The following is a 15,775-nucleotide window of genomic DNA, read 5'->3' as shown; positions in this document are numbered from 1 at the left end:
TCGGAGGCGCGGCTAGCGTGCCGGGCATGTCGAACAACACGCCCCATGACATGGCCCAGATGCAGCCTCGCGTCGCCGGGCGGTACGCGACGCACGTGGAGGAACAGCACGTTCCGGCGCCGCAGCAGCAGCCGCCGCTCCGGGTCGCGGGCAAGGAGCTGGACCCGGCGGTCGCCGGGCTCGTGGCCTGGCTGCCGCCGATCGGCGGGCGGCTGTCCACGGCCTCGATCGAACGCTGGACCGAGGCCGCGCGCATGGTCCTGACGCTGGCGCACGCCGACGACGAGGAGGAGGGGAAGGGCTGAGCCCCGCCGGCGGTCAGCCCAGCAGCGCCCCGGTGCGGCGGATCACCTCGCGGCAGAACGCGCCCACCCCGTCCGGGTCGTCGGTGAACTGCGACGGTTTGATGCAGAACGTCGTGAACCCCTGCTCCATCTGCTCGGGGATCGACTCCAGCGCGGGCGCGAGGGGCGCGCACGAGCGGTCGTCGGGGAACGTGGGCCGCGTTCCGCCGACCATCTCCAGCGTGTCGGCGTCCCGGCCGGCGGCGGTCAGCGTCGCCCGCAGCCGGTCCAGCTCCTCGGGCGCGGGGCGGCCCAGCGGATGGAAGCCGTGCCCGTACCGCACCAGCCGGTCCAGCAGCCGCGCGTGCAGGCGCTGCCCGCCGAACCACATGCGCGGCCCGTCCTCGCGGTAGGCGCGGGGCTCGAAGTAGACGTCCCGGAACGAGAAGTGCTCGCCCCGGTAGGAGACGGGCGAGCCCTTCCACAGCAGCTCCCAGATCTCCAGCTGCTCGTCCAGGATCTCGCCGCGCCGGTCGAACGGGACGCCCAGCGCCGCGTACTCGTCCCGGCTCCAGCTCACCGTCGGCTGCACGACCAGGCGGCCCTCCGACAGCAGGTCGAGGGTTCCCAGGTCGCGGGCGAGCGCCAGCGGGTGCCGCAGCGGCGCGAGCACGGCCGCCGCCGCCAGCCGCAGCGTGCTCGTCACCGACGCGATGGCGCCGAGCAGCGCCAGCGACGACGGCCACGGCGTGAACGGGTCCTGGTTGCCCGGCAGCGCGTACTCGCGCGGGTTGCCCATCACGCCGCCGGCCCCGGCGTCCGGTCCGAGCACGACGTGCTCGCTGACCATCACCGCGTCGAACCCGGCGTCCTCGGCCTCCCGCGCCCAGCGCACGAGCGTGGGCAGGTCGCGGCCGGTGGTCATGGTCCAGTTCTCGCTGAGCACGAGGACGAAGCGTGGCGTCATGCCGCCGATCGTATGGGGTCAAACGAAAAGGCGCCAGGGGTCAGGGGCGGGGGCGCCGTCCCGAGCGGCGCCGCGGCGGGGGAGAGTCGGCGTGCAGCGCGGCCCGGCGCTCCTCGCCGCGCTCCTCCAGATGCTCGATCACCGAGCGCAGCGTCCCGGCCAGCCGCTCGTTGTCGACCCCCGACAGCCGCTCCACCACGAACGCCTCCTCGGCGTTGAAGCGCGGGAACAGCTCCCGCATCAGCTCCTCGCCCTTGTCGGTGAGCCGCAGCACGACCAGGCGGCCGTCGGTGGCGTGCGGGGCCCGCTCGACCAGGCCGCGCCCCTCCAGGGTCTTGGCGACGCCGGTCAGGGTGCCCTTGGAGATCCCCGCCTCCTCGGCGACGTGCCGGGTCTCCATCCCGTCCCAGATCCACACCACCCACAGCACCACGAACGCGGTCCAGGTCAGGTCCGCCGGGCGCAGCACCGAGCCCTCGAAGTGCTGCCGGATGGCGGCGGCGGCCCGGTAGATGTTGGAGACCGCCATCATCGCGTCGTGGCGCAGCGGAACGTCGCCGAGCCGCCGCGCGATGGCCTGCTCGGTCTCCTGCAGTGTGTGGTGCCCCGTCACGTGCTTCCTCTTCCCGCAGAGTGTTCCCGCAGAGTGTTCCCGCAGAGCGCGCCGCGGGGGTCGTCCCCGTGGACAGGGCCGAATCTACTCCTTGTCACCGGTCTTTCGAGTCCGTACGATCTGCGCATTCCGCCATCTCGTACGGTCCCAAACGATCGCTCCCGGGGGCCGTACCGACCCCTGGAGCTGCCCCATGGCGACCCTCGACCCGGCCCCTCCCCCCTCCGCCGCGACCGCGCGCCGCATCGGCGTGCCGGAGATCGTGTTCTTCGTCGTCGCCGCCTCGGCCCCGCTGACCGTCGCGGCGGGCGGCCTGCCCACCTCGTTCGCCGTCACCGGCAACGCGGGCATCCCGCTGCTGTACGTGGTGCTGGCGGTGCTGCTGACCGTGTTCACCGGCGGGTACGCGGCGATGAGCCGGTCGGTCTCCAACGCGGGCGCGTTCTACGCCTACGTCACCCACGGGCTCGGCCGCACGGCCGGGGTCGGCGCGGCGTTCGTCGCGCTCGTCTCCTACAACACCATGCAGATCGGCCTGTACGGGCTGTTCGGCTTCACCACCGCCGACCTGCTCGGATCCAGGCTGGGCGTGGCCGTCCCGTGGTGGGCCGTCGCGCTCGCGGGCGTCGCGCTCGTGGCGGTGCTCGGCTTCCGCCGCGTCGACCTGAACGCCCGGGTCCTCGGCGTGCTGCTGGCCGTGGAGTTCCTGACCGTGCTGGTCTTCGACGTCGCGCAGTTCGCGGGCGCGCCCTCGGGGGTGTCGGCGCACGGCCTCACCCCGGAGGCGGCCACGACCGGCGCGGTCGGCGCGGCGTTCTGCTTCGCGATGGCGAGCTTCATGGGCTTCGAGTCCGGCGCGATCTACAGCGAGGAGTGCCGCGACCCGCGCCGCACCGTCAGCCGCGCCACCCACGTCTCGGTCGCGCTGATCGGCGCGTTCTACGCGTTCACCGCCTGGGCGATGACGGTCGGCACCGGCCCGGAGCGGATCGCGGAGCGGTCGCGGCAGGACGGCCCGGCGCTGGTGTTCGTGCTGGCGCAGGAGCACGTCGGGAAGGCGTTCGCGGACCTGGCGCAGCTCTTCCTGGTGACGAGCCTGTTCGCGGCGCTGCTGTCGTTCCACAACGCGGTCGCGCGCTACTTCCTGTCCCTGGGCCGCGAGGGCGTCCTGCCGGGCGTCCTCGCCCGCACCCACCCCGCGCACGGTTCGCCGCACGTCGGCTCGGCGACGCAGACCGCGCTGGCCGCCGTGGTGGTGGCCGCGTTCGCGCTGTCGGGCGGGGACCCGGTCCTCACCCTGTTCAACTGGCTCACCAACCTGGGCGCGCTCGGGGTGATCCTGCTGCTGGCGCTGACCTCGGCGGCCGTCGTCGGCTACTTCCACCGCGACGCGCGGGGCGAGAACGCCTACAGCCGCCTCGTCGCCCCGGTCGTCGCGGGGGTCGGCCTGGCGGCGGTGTTCGCGACCAGCCTGCTGAACTTCGACGCCCTGCTGGGGGCCGACAGGGGCGCGGCGCTGATCTGGGTGCTCCCGGCGGCGCTGCTGGTCGCGGGGGCGGCGGGCGTGGCGTTCGCGCTCTACCTGCGCGCGGCCGACCCGGCGAGGTACGCGCGCATCGGCCGGGGCTGACCGGCGGACGCGGGCGCCGCGCGTCCCCGGCGGGAACGCGCGGCGCCCGCGTGCGGGGTCAGGCCAGGCGCCGGCCGCCGTTCCACACCACGCCGACCTGCCGGTAGTACGCGCCGATGATCTCCTCGGGCCGCAGCAGCGACAGCTCCTCGGTCGGGGAGTCGAACAGCCGCAGCTCGGCGTCGCCCCGCCACGCCCGGCCGCCCTCGAAGCCCGCCGCGCCCGACTCGACCAGCTCGTCCAGCGCGGGCGGCGCGTCCGGCTCGATGGAGGGCAGGTGGCGGTGGTGGGCCATGGGGTGGCCGTTGACGAAGCCGTTCGTCTCCGACGGCTCCCGCAGCGTCACCACGGCCTCGGCCAGCCGCCGGTCGGCGGCGGCCAGCGTCGCGCCGAACCGGCCGCCGGGCGCCAGGCGCGGCGCGGCGCCCCCGAACGGGTGCGGCCGCGTCTGGTGGATCGAGCCGAGCTTCTTCGGGTAGCCCTGGTGCAGGCCGCGCGCGATCGCGAAGTCCTTGTCGACCCAGATGTAGACGCAGCGCGAGTAGGTGCGGCCCCCGAACGAGCAGCGCACCACCACGAAGCACTCCCGGTACTGGGCGCGGACCGGGTCGAGCAGCTCCTCGCCCGACGCCGAGCACGACTGCCAGTCCGCCCAGATGATCGCGACCGCGCCGGGGTCCTCGGCGGCCGGGGCCAGCGGGTCGGGCAGCAGCTCGGCGACGCGGGCCGGGTCGGTGCGGTACTCGACGGTCAGCAGGTCGCCGGAGTAGTGCCACGGCGGGCTCGGGATCAGCGACGAGCGGCCGGTCGCGGTCTTGGGGTGCAGGAATCCTCGGACGGGTGCCACGGGGCCTCCTCGACGTTTTCGTTTGGGCCCGTACGATATGGCCGGAGAGTGGGTTCTGTCACTTCCGGGCCTTGTCAGGAGGTTCGCGCGGACTTATGGTTTGGGCTCAAATGATCCCCCGCCCCCGTCTCCTCCGAGGGGAGTCCCCAGGTGAGCGCCACCGGTACGAACGAGACCGTGGAACAGGTCGTGGAACGCCTGCGCGCCGACGGCGTCGACGTCGTGCGGGTCAGCTATCCCGACCTGATCGGCGTCGACCGCGGCCGGGACGTGCTGGTCGAGCGGCTGCCCTCGGTCATGGAGCACGGCCTGGCGTTCTGCCGCGCGGTGTACCACACCAGCCCGCGGGGCGACGTGGTCGACGTCGCCGGCGGCCTGGACGCCGGCCTCCCCGACATCCGCGTCCTGCCCGACCTGTCCACGCTGCGCCCCGTCCCGTGGGAGCGCGGCGTCGCCCAGTGCCTCGGCGAGGCGTACGAGCCCGACGGCTCGCGCCGGTGCGCCGAGGGCCCGCGCGAGGTGCTGCGCCGCGCCGTCGCCCGGCTCGGCGAACTCGGCCTCGACCCCGTCGTCGGGCCCGAGCTGGAGTACTTCCTGTGCGAGCCGGACCCGGACGCCCCGGGACGCTGGCGGCGCTACGCCGACGGCCCCGGCGACGTCTACACCACCGGCCGCCGGGGCGACCCGGGCGGGCACCTGCTGCGCGCCCTGCGGCACCTGCGCGACATGGGCCTCGGCGTGACGATGGGCAACCACGAGTTCTCCGGTGGCCAGTTCGAGATCAACATCGACCACTCCGGCGCGCTGGACGCCGCCGACCGGGCGTTCCGCTTCCGGTCGGCCGTCAAGGAGATCGCGCGGGCCGAGGGGCGGCTGGCGACGTTCATGGCCAAGCCGTTCAACGGGGAGGGCGGCTCCGGCTTCCACGTCCACCTGTCGTGCCGCCGCGCCGACGACGGGACCAACGTGTTCGACGACGCCGACGGCGAGCACGGCCTGTCCGACGTCGCCCGGCACGCCGTCGCCGGGGTGCTGGAGCACGCGCCCGCCCTGGCCGCCCTGTTCAACCCCACGGTCAACTCCTACAAGCGGTTCGGCCCCGACACCCTGGCCCCCTGGCTGGTGGACTGGGGGCTGGACAACCGCAGCGCCATGGTGCGGATCCCGCCCGAACGCGGCGGCGCGTCCCGCCTGGAGGTCCGCCTCGGCGACGCCTCCGCCAACCCCTACCTCGGCATCGCGGGCCTGGTCGCCGCCGTCTACCTGGGCGTGCGCGACAAGTGCGCCGCGCCGCCGCCCCTGGAGGGCTACGGCTACGACGCCGCCCGCGCCCCGGCGCTGCCCGCCGACCTGACCGCCGCGCTCGACGCGCTGGAGGAGGACGCCGACCTGGCCGAGGTGCTGGGGGAGGGGTTCGTCTCGGCGTTCCTGGCCTACAAGCGCGACGAGGTCGCCCGATTCCAGCGGTACGTCACCGACTGGGAGTTCCGCGAGTACGCCCACCACCTGTGAGGAGCCCCCTTGAGCATCGAGACGGTGACCCCCGACGCGGTCGGCGTGGACCTGGCCGACCTCGACAACTTCATGGACGGCGAGACGCCGTGGCGGATGTTCGACGCGCTGCGCCGCACCGACCCCGTCCACTGGAACCCCGAGCACGACGGCGGATCGGGGTTCTGGTCGCTGACCCGGCACGCCGACATCGTCGCCGCCGACCGCGACCCGGCCACGTTCACCTCCACCCGGTTCGTGAACCTGGAGGAGGTCGACGAGCGCCAGGCCGCGATCCGCCGCTCCATGCTGGAGACCGACGGGCCCCGGCACCTGGCGCTGCGGCGCGTCCTGCAACGCGAGTTCACGCCGCGCGCGGTCGCCGGGTACGCGACGTTCCTGCGCGGGCTGACCGCCCGGACGCTGGACGCGGCGCTGGCCAAGGGCACCTTCGACTTCGTCAAGGAGGTCGCCGCCGACTTCCCCATCAACGTGCTGGCGCGGATGCTGGACGTGCCCGACGACGACACCGCCCGCCTCATCGACTGGGGCAACCGGATCATCGCCAACACCGACCCCGAGTACGCCGACGTCCTGCTGCACAGCGAGGAGAGCGAGCGGTACCGCGACCTGCCGTTCCGCAGCCCGGCGTCGCTGGAGGTGTTCGAGTACGGGCGCGAGCTGGCGGCCAGGCGGCGCGGTGGCACCGGCACCGACCTGGTTTCCAGGCTGGTCAACCAGACGCCGAGGGACGGCGAGCCCCTGTCGGACCGCGACTTCGACAACTACTTCCTGCTGCTGGTCGTCGCGGGCAACGAGACCACCCGGCACGCCATCACCCACACGATGCGCGCGCTGATCGACCACCCCGGCCAGGCCGCGCGGCTGCGCGACGACCTCGACCTGATGCCGACCGCCGTGGAGGAGTTCCTGCGATGGGCGTCGCCGGTGTACCACTTCCGGCGCACCGCGACCCGCGACGTGGAGATGGGCGGCAGGACGATCCGCGAGGGCGACAAGGTCGTGCTGTGGTTCGCCTCGGGCAACCGCGACGAGACCGCCTTCGACGACCCCTACCGCTTCGACGTGACGCGCGCGCCGAACGACCACATCACGTTCGGCAAGGGCAGCCCGCACTTCTGCCTGGGCAACGCGCTCGCCCGCCTGGAGATGCGGATCATGTTCGAGGAGCTGCTGCCCCGGCTGGCCGACATCCGCCCGGCGGGCGAGGTGCGCCGGGTCCGCTCCAACTTCGTCAACGGCGTCAAGGAGATGCCCGTGACCGTCACCCTCGCCTGAGCCGCGTGGTCAGGACCGCGCCCGCCGACAGCGCCACGGCGAACGCCACCACCGTGGGGCGCGGCCCCCACGCGTGCGAGGCGAGGCTGAACGCGACGGGCACCAGCCCCGTCCCGACGTAGCTGATGACGAAGAACACCGCGAGCACGCCCGCCCGCGACTCGGGGCGGGCGGCCTCCACGCTCTCGCCGACCGCCGCCTTGAACAGCAGCCCCGCGCCCGCGCCGGTGACCGCCGCCCCGGCCAGGAAGACCGCCAGCACCGGCCGGAACAGCGCGACCGCGGTCAGCGCCAGCCCGACCGGGTACAGCGCGAGCCCGACCGCCACCAGCCGCCGGGCGGGCAGCCGCCCCAGCGCGAGCTGCGCCACCGCCGAGGCCGCGAACAGCGCGAACGGCGCCATCCCCGCCACGAACACCGACGACATCCCCAGCACGTCCCGGATCATCACCGCGCCCAGCGCCGCGAAGAACCCCATCACCGCGAACGCCAGGAACCCCGTCCCGGCGGCCCCGGCGAACGCGGCCCGCGCGCCGTCCCGCAGCCCGAACCGCCGGGGCCTGTCCCGCAGCGCCCGCCGGTCCACCGTCTCCGGAGCGGTCGCCGCCAGCGCGGCCAGCACCGCCAGCGCCGTTCCCGCCAGCACGAACGGCGTGGTCAGCGGGGCCGGACCCCACTGGCCCAGCACCCCGGCCAGCAGCGGCCCGATCGCCAGGCCGCCCAGGTTGACGACGGCGGCGACCAGGCCCGGCGTCGCCGACCCGGGCCGGTCCGGATGGGCGCGCGCGTACAGGTCGTCCAGGTAGGCCGTCGCGGTCGAGGCCATCAGCCCGGCCCCCAGCCCCGTCACCACCCGCGCGACGAGCAGCCCCGCCAGCCCGTGCCACACCGTCAGCAGCAGCGCGGCGGTCGCCGAGGTCAGCAGCGCCGGAACGAGCACGACCCGCCGTCCCACCCGGTCCGACAGGTGTCCCAGCGACAGGAACCCCACCGAGATGCCGAGGACCATCACCGCGAACGCGACCGTCACCATCGTCGCGCCGAAGTGGTCGCGGGCGGCGAACATCGGCCACAGCGGCGTCGGCAGCGTCCCGAACGCCATCAGCGTCGCGAACGCCACCGCGACGACCCAGAACCCCCAGGCGTGCCTGCGGCTGGGCGCGGCGGTGGGGGAGCGGACAGGGGTCTGGCAGGCGGGGGGCATGGCCGGGGCTCCGTTCGTCGGGAACGTTCCGATCTCACCCGGCGCCCCCTACCCACCATGATCCTTTCCATGACGGCGCACGACCGCCGGTAACCGCCTGACCGGGACCCGGCCGACAGGGTACGTTCCGGACATGCGCTTGCCAGGAGACAACGGCCGTGCGCCGGTGACCGCCGACGACCTCGAACAGGCGGTGCGCTTGGCCGTGGACACGCTGGTCGCGGCCCCCGCCGCGAACTGGGACGCCAAGGCGGGGTCCCTCGACTGGACCTGTTGGGAGACGGCCGAGCACCTGGCCGACGACCTTTTCGGCTATGCCGTCCAACTGGGCCTCCGCACCCCGCCCGAGGACGGCTACGTGCCGTTCCGCTGGGAGGCGCGCCGCCCCGGCGGCCCGCGGAACGGCGTGTACGCCGACCCGGGCGCGGGTCCCGCGGGCCTGCTACGGGTGCTGGAGTCGTGCGGGTCGCTGCTGGTGGCGATGGTCCGCACCACTCCGCCGCACGTGCGTTCCTGGCACACCTGGGGCCACGCCGACCCCGAGGGCTTCGCCGCGATGGGCCTGGTGGAGACCCTGGTCCACACCCACGACCTGGCCGGGACCCTGGGCGTCGACTGGCGGCCCCCGTCCGAGCTGTGCGCGCGGGCCCTCAACCGCCTGTTCCCGGACGCCCCGGCCGACGCCCCGCCCTGGCCCGCCCTCCTGTGGGCGACGGGCCGCGCCGACCTGCCCGGCCGCCCCCGCCCGACCGAATGGCGCTGGCACGGCGACCCGAGGCCCTAGCCGCCATGGAGATCAGCGTGGACGAGCCCGTGCGCCCCGAACCGGGCATGACGATCAGCGTCCGCACCCGCCACGACGTCGTGATCACCGACCCGGAGCGCTTCCTCGCCGCCGCCCGGCGGGCGTACCGGCAGGCCCACCCGGAGACCTCGGCGAGCGAGGCGGAGCAGGCCGTGGCGGACGTGTACGACGCCGTGCACGCGTTCCTGGACCGCGACGGACGCCTCGGCCCACCACAACCGTTCCCCAGCGTGGGACGCGGCGCACCCCGCCCAGGAGAACGCGCCCCGAATCACCCCGACGGAATGTCCCCCGCCGGAGAGATCACCAGGATCGTCCTAGGCGACCCGAAGCCCCTCCAGGACCACGGCTGCCTCCTCCCCGAAGACCCGTTCGCCCTCCCGCCCACCCCGGGGGAGTGAGCAGATCACCGAGTGTCGGCGGGGGTTGCCATAATCGCCGGCATGTCTGTTGCGCTCCCCGCCGAACCGTACGCGTCGATCGTCTACGTGGAATGGGTGCGCACCGTCGCGCCCGACCAGGTGGGCCACGCCGAGGAACTGGTCGAACGCGTCGCCGAGCGGCTGCGGCGCGGCTACGAGAAGCCCGGCCGGGCCGTGGACGATCTCAGGCGCGAGGCCAACGCGCTGCCCGCCCACCACCGGCCGTGGTTCTGGGACACCGTCGGGCACCGGATGAGCGCCGCCGTCCGCGGCTCCTGGCGGGCGTCGCGGGCGCAGAAGGCCGCCGCCTCCTGCTACACGCGGGCCCGGGAGGCCGAACGCGAGTACGGCCTGCCCATCGACACCGCCTACGCCGTGGAGAACGCGCTGCTGTTCGCGCGGCACGGCACGCTGCCCGGCAAGGAGCTCGCCACCCATCAGCGGTGGCTCACCGAGACGTTCCCCGCCGAGGACGCGCACCGGGAGTTCGTGCGGTTCGCGCTGGAGTGGGGCCGGGGCGGCGGGCCGCTGGCCGCCGACCTCCCCCGGCGGCTGCGGGCCACGGCCAAGGCCGCCGGGCTCGGCCTCGACGAGGACGCCAGGGTGCTCGGCGAGGTGCTGGCGGGTGCGCGGACCGCGAGCCTCCCCGACGGGCTGCTGGACGGGGCCGCCAAGGTCTTCGCCAAGGCCGGGCCGGACGACGGGGCCCGCCAGGGGCTGGTCGACCTCCTCCCCGACAACGACACCGACGGCGGCGCGCTGCTGCGGATGCTCGACGCCGCCGGGCTCATCGACGCGATGGCCGTCGGGGAGGTCGAGCCGACCGGCGGCCTCGCGGCGTGGCTCGGCAGGTTCCCCTACCAGTACGGCTACGAGCGGGTCGCCTACGGCGGCGTCACCAGACAGCCCATGGCCGAGGAGCTGTTCGGCGTGATCGAACGCCTCGCGCCCCGCGTGCGCGCGGCGGGCGTCCCGGTGAGGATCCACCAGACGCGCTACCGCCACGGGCACGTCGACGCCGACCTGGCCGACGCGCTGCTGGCGGCGGGCATCCCGATTGCCGACACCGAGAACCACCGCGTGCACTTCTGGGGCGAGGCGTCCCGCCGCGACCTGACGGCTTTGGCCGCCGACCCGGTGCTCGGCAAGCGCCTGGAGGGCACCGTCCACGCGAGCCGCACCGACACGTTCACGCGGCGGCCGGTCGGCGGGACGGCCCTGTCCGTGCTGTCGAACCTCCCCGGTCTCGAAAAGAGCGTCCAGGAACGCCTGGTGCGGCTGATCCGCCAGGTCGAGGGCGGCGGACTGCAGGCCGCCGACGACGCGATGACCGAGCTGGACGGCCTGCTGGACCTGCCCACCATCGACGCCCTGAAGGACATCGAGGACCCGCTGGCCGGGCTCGACCTGGTCGGTCCGCTCGGCCGCGCGCTGCGCGACGGCATCCCCGCCGAGCTGGGCTGGCCCGCGCTGGACGCGGCGGTCGAGGAGATCGGCGAGGTCGTCGGCGTGACCGCCACCTGGCCGGTCCTCACCGTCTACGGGGCGGACCGCGCCATCGCCGTCGACCACGCGGGGCGGCGCGGCGCATGCTCCTTCCCCCTGCCCGAGGGCGCGCGCGTGCTCACCGTCCACTACGCGGGCGGCGACTTCCTGGTGGGCGTCCGCACCACCGAGCGGACCAGCTCGCACCACGAACGCCCCGAGCTCGCGTTCTGGGCGAGCAGCCCCGAGGACCGGTTCATCCCCGGGGACCCGTGGGGCATGAACCCCTGCCACAACCCGCTGACCGGCGCGTTCGGCTTCCAGTTCGCCACCGCCGACGGCCGCCACGACGGCGAGCGCGTCCTGCGGCCCGGCGACCGCCACGGCATCGGCCGCCACGAACGCCAGCTCAGCGACGGCACCCGCGTGTGGAGCGCCGACAGCCGCATCGACGACTCCTCCGACTGGGCCGAGGTCGACCCCGCCACCGGCGAACGCGTCCGGACCGGATCGCTGCCCGCCTTCTTCACCGAGGTCACCCCGCCCGAGGGCAAGCAGTGGTCGTGGGACGACCTGTCCTACGCGCCGCTGCCCGACGGCGTGACCTCCCCGCTCGGCCAGGCGAACGGCGTGGTCGGCTTCCGGATCATGTGCCGGACCAAGGAGTTCGGGGTCAAGGAGACCGGCTACGAGATCGAGGGTGTCGACGGCCGCCGCGCCACGTTCGCGGGCGGGCCCCGCATGGGCGACCCGTGGGGGATCCTGCGGATGCCCGAGGGCGGCGCGGACATGGTCGTCACCCAGCACTCCCTGAACTACTTCGGGCTGATGCGCGCCCACGCCGCCGACGGCACCGACACCGCGATGTGGGAGGTCCGCGCGTTCCCCAACCCGCAGGACGACCCGCGCGAGGATCCGCAGAACCGGCCGGTGTTCCCGCCGCCCGCGTTCTGGCACTTCCTCACCCCGCGCGACCCCGCCTCCTCCAAGGCCCTGCGGAACGTCACCGACGACGCCGTCCGGGAGCTGCTGCGCGCCGGGCCCGGCCGGGAGGCCGACGCCGTCGCCCGCGTGCTGCCCGAGGTCACCCACCCGGCGATCGCCGCGGGCGTCGCGGAGGCCGTGGCGCGGGCCGCGCGGGTGCTGCGCCTGCGCGAGACCGTCTCCGACCGCGTCGCGCGCGTCCGCTCCGGCGCCCTCGTCCGGCCGCCGGTCCCGGTCCCCGACACCGAGCTGACGGCGGCGCTGCGCGTCCTGCTCGGCACCGACGTCAAGATCACCTCCCGGCCCGGCATCCTCACCTCGATCCTCGTCGAGGGGAGCTACCTGGCGGGCGAGATCGACGAGACGACGCGGGAGATGAGCCGGACCGGCCTGCCCCGCGACTGGCTGCCGCTGCTGGGCCGCATCGACGCCGTGGCGTGGCGGCTGGTGTCCGCCGCGACCCGCGACGAGGAGCGCCCCGCCCTCGCCGAGCTGCTGCGCGCCTGGACCGGCACGCCGTTCGCCCGGCCCGGGACGTGGCGGACCGGCAAGGCCCGCGGCTCCGCCCTCACCGGCCTGGCCCGCACCGGAGTCCTCGGCCCGATCACGTCCCCGACCGGGACCTACGCGTTCGTCCAGCCGGTGGACGCCCCGGAACCGGCGGACGCCACCGGCGTCGAGGTCGTCACGATCGAACGCGACGACGCCGCCCGCCTGCGCCGCCTGCTGGAGCTGTACGAGGAGCACGGGCCCGTCCGGCCGGGCGACGACGCCGTCGACGCGTTCGCCGCCGCGACCGGCGTGCGGCGGGTGTTCGCGCTGCTCGCCCTGGACGGCCTGCCCTGGCGGCGACACCTCGGCTCCGACTTCACCACCAACTTCGAGGCGCACGACCGGATGCTCCGCGCCAAGCCCTACAAGGGCTCCAAGTCGCTGGGGCGCGAGTACGAGTCGGTGACGAGCGAGCTGACGTTGCCGGGCCGCCTGGAGCTGCTCGCCGCCGGGATCCCCGACGACCCCGCCGAGCTGTGGGCCCCGGGCGGCGACCGCGCCGCCGCCGAGCGCATGGCGAGGGTCTGGGCCGACCGCATCGGCGTCACCGTCCCGCTGGACGAGGCCGTCCTCGAAGGGCTGGAGAAGGAGCTCGGCCTCAGCAGCGGGATGAGCGAGCACTGGGCGAGGTGGCTCGCCGAACCGCGGACCGGCGACCCCGCCGACCCGGGGTTCATGCTGGCCGCGGGCAAGTACGGCATGGGCCTCTACCGGAAGGACGACCACGGCGAACCGGGCCAGCGGCACTACGACGACCCCTACAAGCACCTGGTGTCGGTGCTGCTGTGGGCGCTGACCGAACGCCCCGTCGGCGGCCCGGCCCTGGCCGGAGTGCCCTCGGCGCACGACCACCTGCGCGGGATGCTCGACTCCCCGAACCTGTACATCCCGCTCGGCGTCCACGCCCTCGCCTCCGGCAAGGAGGAACTGGCCGCCCGCTTCGGTCCCGGCACCCACCCCGTGCCGAAGGTCACGGCGCAGAGCAGGGACTGCGAGGTGCACGACGACGGGCTGCTGGTCATCGACACCGACGGCCACTACGGATGGCAGGTCTACGTGCGGACCAGCGGGTTCGCCGACCCGGAGGCGTTCGACCGGGTGCTGCGGACCTGCGCCGCCCACGGCCTGGACACCCTGGCCGACGCGGTCCGCGCGGTGGAGACCCTCTACGACTCCGGCCTGGCCCGCATGGTGGCGCGCATGGCCGACAGCCCCGTTCCGGCCGGCCGGTACGAGGCGAACCCGCGCCTCAGCGTCCCCGGCCTGGTGGCCGAGGTCGCCGAGGAGACCGGAACGTCGGAGGACGCCGCCGCCCTCTACCTCCAGCTGCTGACCCTGGCCCGCCCCACCGACCGCAACGTCCGCAAATGGAACGGCTGGAGCCCCGCCAAGCACAAGAAGGCCCAGGCCGAGCTGGCGGAACTCGGCCTGATCGACCAGGGCAAGCGGTCCCGCGCGGGCCGCACGGCGTTCGTCCCGGGGCAGTGGACGGACCTGAAGGCCCCCAACCTGCCGGTGGAGACCTCCAAGCTGCGCACCCACCTGGCCCGCGTCAACGACAAGAAGGAGGTCACGGGCCCGCACCTGGTGCTGCTGCCGCCCGTCCCGCTGCACGAGATGTTCGCGAACGCCTGGTCCGCCCGCTGACGGCGGAAGGGGCCGCCCCGAACCGGGACGGCCCCTTCCCGGGCGTCGTCAGAGCGGCAGCCCCGTCAACACCATGATCTTCTCTTCGGTGTAGTCGTCCATGGCCGACCGCAGGCCCTCGCGGCCCACACCGGAGTCCTTCACGCCGCCGTAGGGCATCTGGTCGGCGCGGTAGGACGGCACGTCACCGATGATCACGCCGCCGACCTCCAGCTCGCGCTGGGCGCGGAACGCCACGTCCAGGCTGCGCGTGAACACGCCCGCCTGGAGACCGAACGCCGAGTCGTTGACCAGCGCGAACGCCTCGTCCACCCCGTCCACCGGCTGGACCGCCAGCACCGGCCCGAAGACCTCCTCGCGCAGCACCCTGGCGTCGGCGGGCACGTCGGACAGGACCGTGGGGGCGTAGGTCGCGCCCTCGCGGGTGCCGCCCGTCACGACCTTCGCGCCCGCCGCGACGGCCTCGTCCACCCAGGACTCCACGCGCTTGGCGGCGTCCTCGCTGACCAGCGGCCCGACCTGGACCTTCTCGTCCGACGGGTCGCCGGTGACCAGGCCGCCCACCACCTCGGCGAGCTTCGGCAGGAACTCCTCGTACACCGAGCGGTCCACGTAGACCCGCTGCACGGCGATGCAGCTCTGCCCGGCCTGGTAGTTGGAGAACAGGCCGATGCGCTGCGCGGCCCAGTCCAGGTCGGAGTCGGGCAGCACGACCGCCGCGCCGTTGCCGCCCAGCTCCAGGGTGACGTGCTTGCGCGGCACCTGCTCGTTGATGGACCACCCCACGGGGACGGAGCCCGTGAAGGAGACGATCGGCAGCCGCTCGTCCTTCACCAGGTCCGAGGCGCGCTCGTTGGGGACCGGCAGCACCGAGAACATGCCCTCGGGCAGGTCGGTCTCGGCGAGGATCTCACCCAGCACCAGCGCCGACAGCGGCGTGGCCGGGGCGGGCTTCACCACGATCGGCGCGCCGACCGCGATGGCCGGGGCGACCTTGTGGGCGGTGAGGTTCAGCGGGAAGTTGAACGGCGAGATGCCCAGCACCGGCCCCTTGGGCACCCGCGAGACGTAGACCAGGCGGCCCTCGCCGCCCTGGTCGGTGTCGAGCCGCTGCATCGTGGGGTTCCACCGGCGGGTCTCCTCGGCGGCGAACCGGAACACCGACACCGCGCGCTTGACCTCCACGCGCGCCCACATCAGCGGCTTGCCGTTCTCCGCCGTGATCAGCTTGGCGATCTCCTCGGCGCGCTCCTCCAGGCGCCGCGAGACGTGCATGAGCGCCTCGGCCCGCACGTGCACGGGAAGCGCGGCGGCGTCCCTGCGCACCGCGTGGGCCTTGGCGATCGCCTCCTCCACCTGCTGCGGCGTCGGGACGGCGACGGTCCCCACGACACGACCGTCGTACGGGTGGGTCACGGTCAGCTCTTCGTCACCGGTCGCGGCTCGGCCGGCCAGCCAGAATGGAGTCACGTTCATGTCCACATCAGCACCGAACCCCTGGTCTTTATGCCGGGGCGCGGGGCCTTCTCCTCTCGTTAACCGACG

The 15,775-nt window shown here is 74.2% G+C and carries 12 protein-coding genes; 7 read left to right on the top strand and 5 right to left on the bottom strand.

Annotation, left to right across the window (positions count from 1 at the left end; genetic code table 11):
• Positions 1-26 precede the first annotated feature (26 nt).
• Complete coding sequence (locus AKI01S_RS12980; protein ID WP_067815706.1) at positions 27-305, top strand: hypothetical protein; 279 nt, start codon at positions 27-29, stop codon at positions 303-305.
• 13 nt (positions 306-318) lie between these two features.
• On the opposite strand, the gene AKI01S_RS12975 is transcribed toward AKI01S_RS12980, so the two are convergent.
• Positions 319-1,251 carry a TIGR03619 family F420-dependent LLM class oxidoreductase gene (locus AKI01S_RS12975; protein WP_067815703.1) on the bottom strand — a complete coding sequence of 311 codons (933 nt, stop codon included), beginning with the start codon at positions 1,249-1,251 and terminating at the stop codon, positions 319-321.
• Between the two features lie 40 nt (positions 1,252-1,291).
• Positions 1,292-1,864, bottom strand: coding sequence for a MarR family winged helix-turn-helix transcriptional regulator (locus AKI01S_RS12970; RefSeq protein WP_067815700.1), 573 nt, complete (start codon positions 1,862-1,864; stop codon positions 1,292-1,294).
• A 193-nt stretch (positions 1,865-2,057) separates the two neighbouring features.
• Between AKI01S_RS12970 and AKI01S_RS12965 the strand changes: the two genes are divergently transcribed.
• On the top strand, positions 2,058-3,494 hold the full coding sequence (locus AKI01S_RS12965) for an APC family permease (RefSeq protein ID WP_067815697.1): 1,437 nt from the start codon (positions 2,058-2,060) through the stop codon (positions 3,492-3,494).
• A 58-nt stretch (positions 3,495-3,552) separates the two neighbouring features.
• Here the strand turns inward: AKI01S_RS12965 and AKI01S_RS12960 are convergent, their stop codons facing one another.
• Positions 3,553-4,341 carry an acetoacetate decarboxylase family protein gene (locus tag AKI01S_RS12960; protein ID WP_067815694.1) on the bottom strand — a complete coding sequence of 263 codons (789 nt, stop codon included), beginning with the start codon at positions 4,339-4,341 and terminating at the stop codon, positions 3,553-3,555.
• A 150-nt stretch (positions 4,342-4,491) separates the two neighbouring features.
• Here AKI01S_RS12960 and AKI01S_RS12955 point away from each other — a divergent pair, with 150 nt between their 5' ends.
• Both AKI01S_RS12955 and AKI01S_RS12950 read left to right on the top strand, forming a co-directional pair.
• Positions 4,492-5,853: a glutamine synthetase family protein gene (locus tag AKI01S_RS12955; RefSeq protein WP_067815692.1), complete on the top strand. Its 1,362-nt coding sequence runs from the start codon at positions 4,492-4,494 to the stop codon at positions 5,851-5,853.
• Positions 5,854-5,862: 9 nt separating this feature from the next.
• Positions 5,863-7,131: a cytochrome P450 gene (locus AKI01S_RS12950; RefSeq protein WP_067815689.1), complete on the top strand. Its 1,269-nt coding sequence runs from the start codon at positions 5,863-5,865 to the stop codon at positions 7,129-7,131.
• Here AKI01S_RS12950 and AKI01S_RS12945 read toward each other — a convergent pair.
• Positions 7,118-8,335 (bottom strand): MFS transporter, encoded by a 1,218-nt coding sequence (locus tag AKI01S_RS12945; RefSeq protein ID WP_067815684.1) that lies wholly within the window; start codon positions 8,333-8,335, stop codon positions 7,118-7,120. The two genes, AKI01S_RS12950 and AKI01S_RS12945, sit on opposite strands and share 14 nt — an antisense overlap.
• Positions 8,336-8,468: 133 nt before the next feature.
• Between AKI01S_RS12945 and AKI01S_RS12940 the strand changes: the two genes are divergently transcribed.
• Genes AKI01S_RS12940 through AKI01S_RS12930 form a run of 3 tightly spaced genes read left to right on the top strand, consistent with a single transcriptional unit; the run spans position 8,469 to position 14,230 of the window.
• Positions 8,469-9,119, top strand: a complete 651-nt coding sequence (locus AKI01S_RS12940; protein WP_067815681.1) for a hypothetical protein — start codon at positions 8,469-8,471, stop codon at positions 9,117-9,119.
• Positions 9,120-9,136: 17 nt separating this feature from the next.
• Positions 9,137-9,541 (top strand): hypothetical protein, encoded by a 405-nt coding sequence (locus tag AKI01S_RS12935; RefSeq protein ID WP_157419807.1) that lies wholly within the window; start codon positions 9,137-9,139, stop codon positions 9,539-9,541.
• Positions 9,542-9,583: 42 nt separating this feature from the next.
• A complete protein-coding gene (locus AKI01S_RS12930; protein WP_067815675.1) occupies positions 9,584-14,230 on the top strand; it encodes a hypothetical protein in 4,647 nt (1,548 codons plus the stop codon).
• A gap of 48 nt (positions 14,231-14,278) precedes the next feature.
• On the opposite strand, the gene AKI01S_RS12925 is transcribed toward AKI01S_RS12930, so the two are convergent.
• Complete coding sequence (locus AKI01S_RS12925) at positions 14,279-15,706, bottom strand: aldehyde dehydrogenase family protein (protein WP_067815672.1); 1,428 nt, start codon at positions 15,704-15,706, stop codon at positions 14,279-14,281.
• Positions 15,707-15,775: the final 69 nt, after the last annotated feature.

This window comes from Actinomadura kijaniata NBRC 14229, from assembly GCF_001552175.1.
Lineage (GTDB): Bacteria > Actinomycetota > Actinomycetes > Streptosporangiales > Streptosporangiaceae > Spirillospora > Spirillospora kijaniata.
This window is presented reverse-complemented; position numbering and strand designations above follow the sequence as displayed.